General features: G+C 38.0%; 14 protein-coding genes, 1 tRNA gene and 1 other annotated feature. Of the genes, 2 read left to right on the top strand and 13 right to left on the bottom strand.

Going from position 1 to position 13039, the window contains the following annotated elements; genetic code table 11:
• Window positions 1-777, bottom strand: a complete 777-nt coding sequence (locus tag GJV51_03155) for a (S)-acetoin forming diacetyl reductase (GenBank protein QGM25023.1) — start codon at window positions 775-777, stop codon at window positions 1-3.
• Window positions 778-902: 125 nt separating this feature from the next.
• Between GJV51_03155 and GJV51_03150 the strand changes: the two genes are divergently transcribed.
• Window positions 903-1586, top strand: a complete 684-nt coding sequence (locus GJV51_03150) for a hypothetical protein (GenBank protein QGM25022.1) — start codon at window positions 903-905, stop codon at window positions 1584-1586.
• 16 nt (window positions 1587-1602) lie between these two features.
• Here GJV51_03150 and thiD read toward each other — a convergent pair whose 3' ends face one another.
• The 11 genes from thiD to GJV51_03095 all read right to left on the bottom strand — a co-directional run bounded on the left by thiD (window position 1603) and on the right by GJV51_03095 (window position 12107).
• Window positions 1603-2430 (bottom strand): bifunctional hydroxymethylpyrimidine kinase/phosphomethylpyrimidine kinase, encoded by an 828-nt coding sequence (gene thiD, locus GJV51_03145; GenBank protein QGM25021.1) that lies wholly within the window; start codon window positions 2428-2430, stop codon window positions 1603-1605.
• A 38-nt stretch (window positions 2431-2468) separates the two neighbouring features.
• Entirely contained in the window at window positions 2469-3026 is a 558-nt protein-coding gene (locus tag GJV51_03140; GenBank protein QGM25020.1) for a folate family ECF transporter S component, read from the bottom strand.
• A 286-nt stretch (window positions 3027-3312) separates the two neighbouring features.
• Window positions 3313-3855 carry a hypothetical protein gene (locus GJV51_03135; protein QGM25019.1) on the bottom strand — a complete coding sequence of 181 codons (543 nt, stop codon included), beginning with the start codon at window positions 3853-3855 and terminating at the stop codon, window positions 3313-3315.
• A gap of 82 nt (window positions 3856-3937) precedes the next feature.
• A complete protein-coding gene (locus tag GJV51_03130) occupies window positions 3938-5449 on the bottom strand; it encodes a peptide chain release factor 3 (protein ID QGM25018.1) in 1512 nt (503 codons plus the stop codon).
• Between the two features lie 117 nt (window positions 5450-5566).
• On the bottom strand, window positions 5567-6349 hold the full coding sequence (locus GJV51_03125; GenBank protein ID QGM25017.1) for an ATP-binding cassette domain-containing protein: 783 nt from the start codon (window positions 6347-6349) through the stop codon (window positions 5567-5569).
• 10 nt (window positions 6350-6359) lie between these two features.
• Entirely contained in the window at window positions 6360-7070 is a 711-nt protein-coding gene (locus GJV51_03120) for an ABC transporter permease subunit (GenBank protein QGM25016.1), read from the bottom strand.
• On the bottom strand, window positions 7067-7789 hold the full coding sequence (locus tag GJV51_03115) for an ABC transporter permease subunit (protein ID QGM25015.1): 723 nt from the start codon (window positions 7787-7789) through the stop codon (window positions 7067-7069). The genes GJV51_03120 and GJV51_03115 overlap by 4 nt, the downstream gene beginning before the upstream one ends.
• A 23-nt stretch (window positions 7790-7812) precedes the next feature.
• Complete coding sequence (locus tag GJV51_03110) at window positions 7813-8673, bottom strand: transporter substrate-binding domain-containing protein (GenBank protein ID QGM25014.1); 861 nt, start codon at window positions 8671-8673, stop codon at window positions 7813-7815.
• 15 nt (window positions 8674-8688) lie between these two features.
• Entirely contained in the window at window positions 8689-9690 is a 1002-nt protein-coding gene (locus GJV51_03105) for a uroporphyrinogen decarboxylase (GenBank protein ID QGM25013.1), read from the bottom strand.
• Complete coding sequence (locus GJV51_03100; protein ID QGM25012.1) at window positions 9683-10714, bottom strand: uroporphyrinogen III decarboxylase; 1032 nt, start codon at window positions 10712-10714, stop codon at window positions 9683-9685. The genes GJV51_03105 and GJV51_03100 overlap by 8 nt, the downstream gene beginning before the upstream one ends.
• A 172-nt stretch (window positions 10715-10886) precedes the next feature.
• Window positions 10887-11144, bottom strand: a binding site (T-box leader).
• 117 nt (window positions 11145-11261) lie between these two features.
• Complete coding sequence (locus GJV51_03095; GenBank protein QGM25011.1) at window positions 11262-12107, bottom strand: undecaprenyl-diphosphate phosphatase; 846 nt, start codon at window positions 12105-12107, stop codon at window positions 11262-11264.
• Window positions 12108-12246: 139 nt separating this feature from the next.
• Here GJV51_03095 and GJV51_03090 point away from each other — a divergent pair.
• Window positions 12247-12319 (top strand) — tRNA-Lys (locus GJV51_03090).
• A gap of 60 nt (window positions 12320-12379) precedes the next feature.
• Here the strand turns inward: GJV51_03090 and GJV51_03085 are convergent.
• Window positions 12380-13018 (bottom strand): hemolysin III, encoded by a 639-nt coding sequence (locus GJV51_03085; GenBank protein QGM25010.1) that lies wholly within the window; start codon window positions 13016-13018, stop codon window positions 12380-12382.
• Between the last annotated feature and the right edge of the window lie 21 nt (window positions 13019-13039).

Below are 13039 nucleotides of genomic sequence, written 5' to 3'. Positions count from 1 at the left end.
TTAACTAAATACCATACCACCATCAACTATTAATGTTTGACCTGTCACATAGTTTGAATCTGAACTCGACAAGAAGGAAACGACATTTGCAACATCTTCTGGTTCACTTAACCGTCCCAAAGTGATTCCTTCTGAAAATTGTGCCATTCCCCATTCGTCATCTTTGCCAGCATTCACACTTACTTCATGAGCAATATCTTCCATCATTGGTGTTTTTACAATTCCTGGCGCAAATGCATTTACTGTAATACCAAATTCTGCTAACTCTCTAGCTGTTGTTTGTGTAATACCACGAATGGCAAATTTTGTAGATCCATAGGCAGTTAAATTAGCATTTCCTTGCACGCCAGCTTGCGACGTTGCATTAATAATTTTGCCACCGTGACCAAATTCCTTGAAGGCTTCTGTTGCAGCTTGTGTGCCCCAAACAATACCATTAACATTAATGCCCCATGTCCAGTTCATATCATCTTCCGTCACTGACATGATTGGTGTCGTAGGTGCAACACCTGCATTGTTAACTATCACATCAAAACCGTTGAACTTTTCTTTTGTTTCTTTAACAGCCGCAAAAACTTCATCACGTTTAGCCACATCAGCCTTAATAGCAATGGCTTCACCACCATTTTTATTAATTTCATCAGCTACTTTCTGCACTTTTTCAATATGACGTCCAACTAAAGCAACCTTAAACCCATCTTTTGACAATCGTTCTGCGATTGCCTGTCCAATTCCTTGACCAGCTCCAGTTACCAAAGCGACTTTATTTTCTGACATTGTTTTTTCCTCACAATTTTATAATGAATATATTCTATACCTTAATTGTGATTTTGTAAACTATCTTTGAGAACCTTTGTTAATGCTATAATAAGAAGATAATTAACTAAGGAAAAAAATACACAATGTACTATATAGATGGTCAATTTTATCAACTGGGATATAAACAAAAAATTAGTTTCTTTTTTATCTCTTTAATCATTAACTCATTTGGTAATGGATTAAGTGTTGCTAGTGCCATGGGGTCGGCCCCGTGGACTGCCAGTGCTGCTAACTTGTCTAACACTACTGGCTGGCAAATTAGCATCTTTTTAGCTATTATAGCTGTTTCTGTGGCATTCTTAAATATGTGGTTGGCCATGCATATCAACTGGTTACGTTTGCTGGGCAATATTTTCTTTGGCATGGCATTCAGCATTTTAGTAGGATTCTTTGCCAATTATTTTATCTCTTTGGGCATTCAGCAACTTAATTGGTGGTGGCGGATTCCCCTTGATTTGTTCGGTATTTGGACAATTGGTGTGGCGATTTCCATATACCAGCGTGTTAATTGGATCCTTCACCCCTTAGATGATTTGACAAATATTCTACGTTTTGATTATTTTCGTGGTAATGCTAGTAAAGCTCAAATGAGTAATTTTGCTGTTGCAATCGGCATTTCGATGATTTGTTTCATCATTAGCCGTCAAATCGTGGCACTCGGTATAGGTACTGTCATGTCTTTCCTCCTACAAGGACGTAATATCGCTTGGGCAGATCGTCATATTTTCAAACGACTTGTTCATGGTGACATCACCGGTGCATCATAATAAAAAAGAAGACAAACTATTTGTCTTCTTTTTTATTATAGTCTTGTGCTGCCCAGTGATTAATTGGTCCAAACTTATGTCCAACAGCAATTTCATGTTCAATCGCTGTTGCTGTCACATCGTGGGCAATGCGAATAGCTGTTGCAACGTCAGTCCCCTTAGCAATTTCTGCAGCAATAGTAGCGCTTAAAGTGTCCCCAGTACCATTGATGTGTGTCGTATCAAAATACGGGTGTCTTAACCAAAAATCCGAGCCATCCGCAAGAAGCACGTAGTCTGCAACCTCATTTTGCTCGTCTTGATTGTGCCATCCTTTGACAATCACATTTTTAACGCCCAAAGACTGAATATCTTTTGCAGCAGCTCTCTGTTGCTCTTCGCTATCAATAGTGCGTCCTGTTAGCAATTGTGCCTCGAAAAAGTTCGGCGTCGCCACTGTTGCCAGTGGTAAAAGTTTTTCTTTTAGTGCTTTAAAGGCCGTTGCTTCCAACAATTGAGCCCCATGCTTTGTTGTTATTACTGGATCGACTACTAAAGGACCAAAATCAAATTTTTTATAAGCTTTTACCACTGCTTCGATTAAGCTAGCATCTGATAACATGCCTGTCTTACTGGCACGAACTTTAAAATCATCAGCAAGAACCTCAAACTGTTTATCAATAAAGTGTAGTGGCAATGTTTCCGCAGCATGAATACCATACGAGTTTCCAGCTACAGCTGCAACTAACACACTCATACCATATGTTTTTCTAATGAAAAATGTATGCAAGTCTGCTTGCATCCCTGCAGATCCATCTGAATCAGAACCCGCTATTGTTAAAACTTGTGGAAATTCATTTACCATATTAAAACCCCTGTTTTCAAAAAAACAGCCGAAGCTGTTTAACTAAAGATATTTTTTGTAGTGTGATTAATAACCTGATTATTTAAAAGAAAATACGTAATACCCACTTGAATGGGAAACATGATTAAATTTTTAATGACACGTGGTGTAATAAAGGCCAAAAACGAAGGCCAATCGTGTGCTGTATGATACATGATAACCAACCAAATTGAGTTTAAACCAATATTAGCAATTAATAAAACCAACCCCACAGCAATACCTACTCGCCACCAGCTTGTTCTACCATGTCGGAAATAAGCTAATGAGTAAATTAACGCACTAATCATTGCTGTAAAAGTGAACCCCAAAAAGAAAGCACCAGGATTAATAATGGTTGCGCTGACAATGTCTAATATTGCTGCAATTAACATAGACCATAATGGACCATACCATTTAGCAATAAGTGACATAGTTACGAATGCAAAACTTACTTGAAGTACATTAGTACCGACTGTCAACCTGCTGAGCACCATATGAAGTGCCATCAACATCGCTAATAAAACGAATTGACGCGTATCTAGTTTTGGGAGAACCCAAGTTCGTGTTGTATTTTCCATGCTATAGAACCTCCGAGTGGAGTGTTCACCTTGTATAGTGGTGAATGTGACTGATGAACCGCACAAACATTCATTGCTGTCTTGAAAAGCTGTTAGCAATGAGTGTTTATTTCGTCAGCGGCTCACATTCCGTCTCCGCTGCACTTAACGCACATCAATCTACCCCGATTTTATTTGTCTTATCGACCCAGATATTGTACCATAAAAAAAAGCGAACGTTAATGATGATGCTTACAGAACGTTCGCTAAATAAGATAAATATACAATTCATCCATCGGTTTATTCATTATTCTGGTAATATTATCTGAGTTGAAGGACCTTTTTGTTCGGATTGATCAGACTGCTCTTGTACCAAAAAACTTGGATAAAGTGTCAATGCTTTTTCTTCAAATCCAACAACGGAAGATCCGAGAATACGTGTAACTAATTCTAACAATCTTTCTTCGAAAAGATCATTATCAATCTCCTCAATTTCAGGTTTCAAAGACTGTTGGTACATGTTCATATGTAAGTTGGGAATCAATGCATATTCACGGCCAATTAAGCCAGCCCATTCCTCAAACAATTCATTAGGAATTTCATCCTCTTCAGCATGCGCTAGGGGCATAAAATTAACGCTAAAGGTGTTGACCGACTCACCTTCTTCATCAAACTGTTCTTGTGTGATTTCACCATTCGTTAACTCTTTGGCGTATTCAAAGTCAAAAGCTCGCCTTTCATCAAAAATATGAATAAAACCAGCTGTTGCTTGTGCAACATCATCTGAATCAACAACACGCAAAATACGATCGCGCTGGCCGTTAAAAAGTTGTTGTGTATAATATGACATGATCTTCTCCAATATTCTTGTTACTATATTCTAACATACTACGATATGAAAAAAGAACGTCCTCAGACGTTCCATTATGCTGTTACATTTTTTCTTCGAGTTCAACATCAGGGTATTTATCGTGGAACCAATTCAAGGCGAACTTATTTTCAAACAAGAATACTGGTTCGTCATACCGATCTTTTACTAGTAAATTACGTGATGAACTCATTTTTTCATCTAATTGTTCTGGTTTTATCCAGCGAGCAACTTTGGAACCAATAGGTTCAAACTGAATTTCCACATTGTATTCATTTTCCATACGGAACTGGAACACTTCAAACTGTAACTGTCCAACAGCGCCAATAATATAGTCACCACCATTCCATGATTTATAGAGTTGAATAGTTCCTTCTTGAACGAGCTGTTCAATCCCTTTATGATACGACTTTTGTTTCATGACATCTTTAGCAACTACACGGTTAAACAATTCAGGCGTAAACGTTGGCAAGTCGGGGAACTGTATAGCTTTTTTCCCAGAGTATATTGTATCACCAATTTGAAAATTCCCTGTGTCATAGACACCAATAATATCTCCAGGAACCGCTGTCTGGACATTTTCACGTTCTTCAGCCATAAATTGTGTCACGTTCGACAACTTTAATTTCTTGCCATTACGTTGTAGTAACACATCCATACCGCGATTAAACTCACCGCTCACGATACGCACAAAAGCAATACGATCACGATGTCTAGGATCCATGTTAGCCTGTATTTTAAATACAAAACCACTGAATTGCGTGTCTTCTGGACTAATTTTTTTGTCATCAACGGTTGTCATTGATGCTGGAGCTGGTGCATACGTCAAATACTCACGCAAGAATTCTGTGACACCAAAATTCACCAACGCTGATCCAAAGAATACTTGGGTTAATTGCCCATGAGCCACTTTATCTTCATCAAATGAATTCCCTGCATCACGTAACAATTCAATTTCATCCATCGCCTCATCGACAATCTCGGTATGCGTTGTGGCATTCTTGAAGGGTACAAGTTGGTCAGCCTGCAAATCATAAATGCCTTGCAAAACTTGACCAGAGCCAACTGGCCAATTCATTGGATAAGCTTGAATGCCTAATACAGTTTCAAGCTCATCAACTAAATCAAGTGCTGGGCGCGCATCACGATCAATTTTGTTAAAGAATGTAAAGACTGGTATGCCACGTTGTGAGACAATTTCAAACAACTTTTTAGTCTGTGGCTCAATCCCCTTGGCAGCATCGACTACCATGACTACTGAATCCACAGCCATCAAAGTACGATAGGTATCTTCTGAAAAATCCTCATGCCCTGGAGTATCTAAAATATTGATTCTTTTACCTTCATAGTCAAACTGCAATACAGATGACGTTACTGAGATACCACGTTGTTGCTCAATTGCCATCCAATCAGAGGAGGCTAATTTGTTCGAACCACGACCTTTAACTGTTCCGGCTTCACGAATCACCCCGCCGTGCAACAATAATTGCTCAGTTAAGGTTGTTTTACCAGCATCGGGATGAGAGATGATCGCAAAAGTACGTCGATTCTTTAGTTGTTCTTGAAAGTTTTCCATAATATCTAGTTTACCTGAAAACCAAATCAATCGCTAGTAACCAATTAAATATTTTTATTCGTTTCACGTGAAACATTTTTAATAAATGCTGCTGCAAGTCCAAAAGACGTCATTAACTTATTTCTGATTAGCCTTTTCATACGCAAAACTATTATCAGCCACATTAGCTGCACTAATACGACTTAAAAACTCTTTCAAACGTGGCGACTTAGGATTATCAAAAAATTCAACGGGCTCATTTTGCTCTACAACTAAACCTTTATCCATAAAAACAACTTTGTCAGCCACATCACGAGCAAAAGCCATCTCATGAGTGACGACAATCATTGTTTTACCTTCATCAGCTAGCTGTTTAATCACCTGCAAAACATCTGCTACTAACTCGGGATCTAACGCGCTCGTCGGCTCATCCAATAAAATAATTTCTGGGTTTAAGGCTGCTGCTCTAGCAATTCCTACACGCTGCGCTTGTCCGCCAGATAATTGACTTGGATAATGATTGGCAAATTCCAACAAACCTACTTTTTGTAAGGCTTCCTGCGCTTTTTTTCGAGCTATTTCTTTTGGCTCCTTATGCCCAATAATCAAACCTTCTTCGACATTTTGTATGGCCGTCTTATTAGCAAACAAATTGAAATTTTGAAAAACAAAACCCATCTTTTGTCGCAACTTTTTAATATCAACAGGCGTTGCCGATTCAATATTTATTTTTTGATCATCAAATTCTATAACACCAGAATCTCCCGGTGTTAGAAAAGCTAACCCTCTTAAAAAAGTAGTTTTTCCAGATCCTGATGGGCCAAGCAATGCTACTACATCCCCCTGGTTAACCTCAATATCAATTCCTTTCAAGACTTCATGTTCATGATACTTTTTTCTGAAGTTTCTGACTTTTAACATGCTATTCTCCCTATACAACTGTTCCGCGTAGCTTATGTCGCCCTAAGTAACGTTCCAGATATTTAAAAATGACTTGCAGTATTGTTCCCAAAATAAAGTAAATTATAAAAATATCAATATATGCTTCCGTGTAATCATAAGTATACGATGCCGCTGTTTTCGCAACCGCTGTGACTTCTTGAACAGTCATCATGAAAGCAAGCGAAGTACCTTTTAAAATGTTCAACGTTAGATTACCAATGTTGGGTACAGCCGAAACCAATGCTTGCGGAATAATAATACGATAATAAGCTTGTATTGGCGTCAACCCAACCATCAATGCCGCCTCTTTCTGTCCAGGATCTATCGTCAAAATTGCTGATCGAAACACTTCCGATAAATTTGCAACTGCTATTAAAGCAAAAACAACAATGGCATAAAGAATAGGATTCGTATCAAACACTTTGACATCCCAGTGTAGCTTTTGGTTAATGAGGACATTCAATAAGCTTGGCAATGTACTATAGAACAACAAAATTAGTAGTACCATCGGTGTGGCTCGCATAAGAGACGTGTATGCCACAACAAGTGGATAAAGTATACGAATCTTTCTAATTTTAATCCATGCCAATAAAAAGCCAAGCGGCAAACCAATAAGCAATGACGCACCAGTAATTAATAATGTTATGGGCACAGCTTTTAAAGCTGCCCAAAAAGTTTGAATTAAAAATGGTACGTTCATACGACAACCTCCGTAGGATTTGATGCAATTGCACGGCTTTTACCAAGATATTTTTCTAAATACTTCGCGCCTTGCTCAATGATTACAAATAAAATCCAATAAATAATGGCCAACGCTAAATACGTCTCCAGTGAGTGGTGTCCAAAATTTCTAGAAATCAAATTATCACCCGCACCCATCATATCTAGTAGTCCAATGACATATGCCAAAGCGGCATCTTTAATTAGCGCGGCAACAGTGTTGGCAAAATTAGGTAAGGCCACGACAATTGTTTGTGGTAAGGTTACACGATAAAATGTTTGCCATTCTGATAAGCCTACCATTAATGCTGCTTCACGTTGTCCAGTGTTCACAGATAAATAAGCAGATTTGAATACTTCTGCTAGATTTGACGCGAACAGTAAGGATAACGCAATGATGACAAAAATTGATTTTTGCCAATCATTGATATTAATATTCAGAGTCAGTAATAACAATTTAGGTAACCCGTAAAAAACTAAGAACAACAAAACAATAGGTGGCGTAGAGCGCAGTACAAAAACATAGCCTTGTGACAAGGTTCTCCATATTGGTGATTGACTAAGTTGCCCACTAGCCACCAATGCCCCTAATAAAGAACTAAAAATGATCGATACAACAATGATGAGCAGCGTTACTGGAAAATAAGGCAACACTTCAGCAAAGACCGATAGGAAAAATTTGAAACTAAATGGTGGCATCTTAACTCCTTAATTCTGAAACTTTATTTATCCCCGACAAAGTCCCAAACATTTTCTTTGAAATACTTTTGTGATAACTCTTCCAGCGTACCGTTTTTCTGTAGTTTCTTAATCGCTTGGTCATATTCTTTCGAGAAGTTATCATTATCTTTATTGGCACGACTGATAATGGGATACGTCTTGATACCCTTGTAGGGCGTGTAGGCCAATTTATCGGCTGAACTATGGTAAGCGCCACTACTCTTAGCAACCGAATTTTGGTAATTTACCTTCACATCAAAGTAAGCATCATACCGGCCTTCTAATACCCAGTTATACGCATCACCAACCGTAAATTGGTCAGCTGACTTTAATGTGATCTTTTCGTTAGGGTGCTTTTTGTTCCACTCCTGCACTACCGCGTATTGACCATTCTGTGGTGAAATTGGCACTAACTTACCTGATTTCTTAGCAAAATCGGCAAATGAATTATAGTTACTATCTTTTCGATAAGTGATACCTATGATAGATGCGCCAACTGCTTCCTTGGGTAAGATATACTTTTGGGCACGTTCTTTTGTCCACCAAGCACCCTTCACCCCAACATCATATTTCCCTGAATCCAAGCCAACTAATAAATCTTCATCTGATGTTGGATGATACTTGAACTGATAATCAGGCAATAGCTTATCAACAGCTTTCAAAACATCAACTTCATATCCTTTTGATACACCGTTTTTTACATAATCATAAGGCACATAGTTTTGCGTATGTGCCACATTAATTGTTCTTACTTTTTTAGCTGCTGCCTTGTTACTGTCTGCATTAAAATGCCGTATAGTCAAACCGCCAACAACAACGACAACAGCTACCGCGGCAGTAATAATCCCTTTTTTATTTACCATGCTCTCTTCTCCTCTTTACACTACGTTTTCATGCACAGCGTCAATCGCCCACTTTAAATGGTCGACAGGAATATCGCGGGGCACAGTGCAATCTGCACCGATAATGACCCGATTTTTATCAATATTAGACAGTAATCCTTGTACAGCTGCTTCTATTTCGACCTTAGAGCCGTTGTATAATACATCATTTGTTGTATTACCAAATCCGCCCAATACTACCTTGTCTTTAAATATTTGTTGTCCCTGTTGGAGTGACACACCTTCGACGGTCACTGCCCAATTGACAATTGGCAAATCATAGTCTGTAAACCACTCTAAATGATTGGTTGTACCACTGAAACCACAGATGTGAAGAATGCTAATATCACTCACAGACTTAATTGCATCTATAACGCTCAAATCAACATGCTTTTGTATCTCATCAAACAATTTTTTAGTATATTTTGAACTTTGTAATTCTTGTGTGCTGTAATAAACACCATCGGCACCACCATCTACTACAACTGCCTTCACTTGCTTGATAATGCTCCTAGCCAAGACGTTCAGAACATGCTTAATTTCCTCTGGGTATTGAATAAACAACTCGGTCAGGCGTTCATCGCCCTTAGCAGGTAGCTCATTTTCTGTATCGTAAAGCGCCCATTTTAAAAGTGTCACTGGTGAAAAAATATTATAAAAACCTCTACGCTGACCAATAACTTTTTTCTGCTCTTGCACTAGTTTGATCTGCTCAGTAAGCCAAGCATCATCATCTTGTATCTCTTGAATTTGACTTAAATTATCAATACTTTTAGGATCAGTGACATTGTTAAGAGGGGCATTAAAATAACCGTCACTCATTAGCTTCACAAAATCTGGCTGTAAGTCTTCGACATATTTCTTATGTCCTTGAATATTAATTGTAGCAATTGTCGGATTTTCTAGTGCGTCGACAGTTTCATCATCGGCGAAATGTCGCCAAAAACTAACCGGTATTTTTCCTGTTGCACCTAATAATACATTTTGTTGATTACTCATAACTTTTAAAACCTTCACTTTCCTTTTGAACTGCTTCTATCGCCCATTGTAAATGTTGAGGATCAATATCTCGGGGAACCGTACAATTAGCACCAACAATTAAATTATCGGTACCGGCTTCCTGAACCAAACGTTTAGCAAATTGTTGTATTTCGAATTGCGTTCCTCGGTACAAAACATCTTTCGCAGTGTTACCAAATCCACCAAGAACGATTTTCCCTGGAAAGATTTCTTTACCATCACGTAAAGATATGTCTTCCGTGTCAACTGACCAATTAACAATGGATGCCGGATAATTCTCAAACCATGAAATGTCATTTCTAGCACCGCCATTACCACAAATATGTAAGATGTTTGTAGCTGACAATTGATTTGCTGCCTGTAGAACTTGTTTGTCAGCCAAAGCGACAAATTTATCAAAATCGGCCTTTTCTAATCGTGTGTCCTGAATCACTTGCGTACTATAATAAATTCCATCGGCGCCAGCATTTATTGCAACCTTCACCTGTTTGATTACATCTCGTGTAATCACGTCTAATGCCTGACGAACATTTTCACTATCTGTCAAAATAACATCAGCAAGCTTTTCATCAGCTTTACTTTTATCGTAGTGTCCATCTGGATTTTTGACTAATGCCCATTTAAGTAACGTTATTGGTGAAAAAACATTATAAAATGAAGCTCGCTCACCGATGACTTGCTTTTGCCGTCTAACTAAATCTGCTGTTTTTATCAACCATGGATGGTTATCCGTTATTGGTGATAAATCAGCATAGACTACCCTCTTATCAGCAGCTTCTCGGTAATTAAATTTATAATGAAATAAACCATCGCTCATTAGCTTCACAAAGTCTGGTGCGGTTTTCTCAACCAACTTCTTGGTACCTAAAATATTCCCGTCAATAATCTCAGGATTTTTAAAGGCATCTAGGTCTACACCTGATGCTGCCGAAAAATGATACCAAAAACTTGCTGGAACATAATTATACTTATTAGTAAAGGATACTTTTCCTGTGCCTTCCATGTGATCTCCTTATTAATGATATTAGTTTAAAGCTAATAAACAGAATCACATTCGGCTATGAGCTATACCTAGGCCCTTTAATCTAACTAATATATTTTTAGTTAACAAATAGCGCATATCAATTTCTCCTTTATTTCATACAACAAAAAAACGCAGCCTTGAATAATCAAAGCTGCGGGACGAAGTTACCGTGTTACCACCCGTTTTCTGCATACTATCACTAATACACACTTACCAAGTACAGAAGAGACAATGTTTTCGATACTCTGACACTGTAACGGGTGTACCCGAATGATGTTTACCAACTCTATCGCTCACATCATTATTAACTCCAAGACCATTTTCCTAATCATCCTGATACTAACTTTCACCAAACATTAGCTCTCTATACAATCATTTTGACAAGTACTTATCTTTTCAACGTCATATGTTGAACTAATTATATACTACTCATTTTCTCATGTCAATCACTTTTTATTTTAATTTTTAGTATATTTTTCGTGAAGAAGCTTATGAAAAAAGCACAAGCCACTGCTTGTGCTTTTTATTACCCTACAATGCCAAAGATACCAAAAACTAAGAAAATAGCGCCTATAATAATTCTATAGTAACCAAATACTTTGAAATCATTGTTCTTAATATAGTTCATCATAAACTTAATAGCAAACCAAGCAACAATCCAAGATACAACGAAACCAACAAGCATTACTAAGCTTTGCATCCCTGTAAATGAACCACCATCTCTAAAGAATGAAAACATCTTCAGGAAAGTCACGCCGAACATAACCGGAATTGATAAGAAGAATGAAAATTCTGCAGCTACGAATCGTGATGCCCCTAAGATAATAGCACCCAAGATAGTTGCTCCCGAACGTGATGTACCGGGAACAATTGACAACACTTGGAACAAACCAATGTATAAGGCTAGCTTAAAAGTAATCTGGTTTACATTAGTAATTACCGGTGCAATGTTTTTTTGACGGTTCTCAATCACAATAAACGCAATACCGTAGATGATCAGTGTTGCTGAAACAACGCGGAAATTCATCAAATGTGCATCCATAAAGTCATTTAATGCAAATCCAAACACTATAGCCGGCAATACACCCACGACTACTCGAATCCACAAACGCCATGTCTGGAATTTTTCATGGTCTGTTTTCTTAGATGAAAATGGATTCAATTTGTCAAAGTACAATTGTATGACCGCAAAAATGGCACCCAATTGAATTGAATAATCAAATACTGATCTGAATGATTTTGTCCAAACATCACCACTAGGAATTTTCATCAGTGCTTCTGCCAAGATAATGTGCCCAGTTGAAGAGACTGGTAAAAACTCCGTCAGGCCTTCAATGATACCAATAATTATTGCTTTGATAAGATCAAACATGCTAATAGAGCGTGAACAAATACGACAAAAGTCCACGCATCTCCTTCCAATATAGAATATATTCATTTTATCACATTTAGCTATTGCATTTTATATTTTCACATGGTATTATATTTGTTGTTGTGAAACACGACATTATGGTCAGCTAGCTCAGTTGGTAGAGCAACGGACTCTTAATCCGTGGGTCCAGGGTTCGAGCCCCTGGCTGACCACTATTAAAACGCTAAACAAATGTTTAGCGTTTTTTTGATAATAAAAAAGCCTATCGGCTTTTACAAAGAAATATAGATACTAGCAAACATTAATCCAGCACCACCTAAAACGAAAAGGTGCCAATAAACATGACCCATTGGAATTTTAGGAATGAGATAAAAAATAGTTCCTGCCGAATAAGTCACGCCGCCAGCAACAAGTAACCAAAATGCAGTATGTGACAAAACACCCCAGAGAATCGGCATGGCTAGAATAATCAACCACCCCATAACCAGGTAAATCGTCACTGATACCCAAGGCCATCGCCCAACAAAAAATAAATCATAAACAAATCCGGCAATCGTCATTGCCAAAATAGCACCCCAAATAGTCCAGCCAATCCCGCCTTTAATCAATAACCATGTGTAAGGCGTATAACTTCCCAATATGACAAGGTATATACCTGCATGGTCAAAAAATTGAAAGATTTTTGCCGCGCGAGTAAATACGAGTGAATGAAATAGCGTTGAGGCAAGTAGAAAAAAACCAACCGTACTAATATAGATGATTACCGCAGTTAAGGTCAATGCAGTCACTGGTTTGCTCAACACATGAACCATTAACATTACACCGGCAATTATAGCTAAAATGAACCCTAAACCGTGCGTTACTGCGTTGAGGACTTCATAAACAATTTGAAAACGTTTTGATCGTTGCATTAGTAAACCCCGTAAATTATT

Source organism: Leuconostoc mesenteroides subsp. mesenteroides, from assembly GCA_009676745.1.
Classification (GTDB): domain Bacteria; phylum Bacillota; class Bacilli; order Lactobacillales; family Lactobacillaceae; genus Leuconostoc; species Leuconostoc koreense.
The sequence above is the reverse complement of the archived record's forward strand: the minus strand, read 5'-3'. Positions and strand labels throughout refer to the sequence as shown.

Coding starts and splice junctions, on each gene's coding strand:
- GJV51_03155 (QGM25023.1), bottom strand. CDS start 777: ATGTCAGAAAATAAAGTCGCTTTGGTAACTGGAGCTGGTCAAGGAATT.
- GJV51_03150 (QGM25022.1), top strand. CDS start 903: ATGTACTATATAGATGGTCAATTTTATCAACTGGGATATAAACAAAAA.
- thiD (QGM25021.1), bottom strand. CDS start 2,430: ATGGTAAATGAATTTCCACAAGTTTTAACAATAGCGGGTTCTGATTCA.
- GJV51_03140 (QGM25020.1), bottom strand. CDS start 3,026: ATGGAAAATACAACACGAACTTGGGTTCTCCCAAAACTAGATACGCGT.
- GJV51_03135 (QGM25019.1), bottom strand. CDS start 3,855: ATGTCATATTATACACAACAACTTTTTAACGGCCAGCGCGATCGTATT.
- GJV51_03130 (QGM25018.1), bottom strand. CDS start 5,449: ATGGAAAACTTTCAAGAACAACTAAAGAATCGACGTACTTTTGCGATC.
- GJV51_03125 (QGM25017.1), bottom strand. CDS start 6,349: ATGTTAAAAGTCAGAAACTTCAGAAAAAAGTATCATGAACATGAAGTC.
- GJV51_03120 (QGM25016.1), bottom strand. CDS start 7,070: ATGAACGTACCATTTTTAATTCAAACTTTTTGGGCAGCTTTAAAAGCT.
- GJV51_03115 (QGM25015.1), bottom strand. CDS start 7,789: ATGCCACCATTTAGTTTCAAATTTTTCCTATCGGTCTTTGCTGAAGTG.
- GJV51_03110 (QGM25014.1), bottom strand. CDS start 8,673: ATGGTAAATAAAAAAGGGATTATTACTGCCGCGGTAGCTGTTGTCGTT.
- GJV51_03105 (QGM25013.1), bottom strand. CDS start 9,690: ATGAGTAATCAACAAAATGTATTATTAGGTGCAACAGGAAAAATACCG.
- GJV51_03100 (QGM25012.1), bottom strand. CDS start 10,714: ATGGAAGGCACAGGAAAAGTATCCTTTACTAATAAGTATAATTATGTT.
- GJV51_03095 (QGM25011.1), bottom strand. CDS start 12,107: ATGTTTGATCTTATCAAAGCAATAATTATTGGTATCATTGAAGGCCTG.
- GJV51_03085 (QGM25010.1), bottom strand. CDS start 13,018: ATGCAACGATCAAAACGTTTTCAAATTGTTTATGAAGTCCTCAACGCA.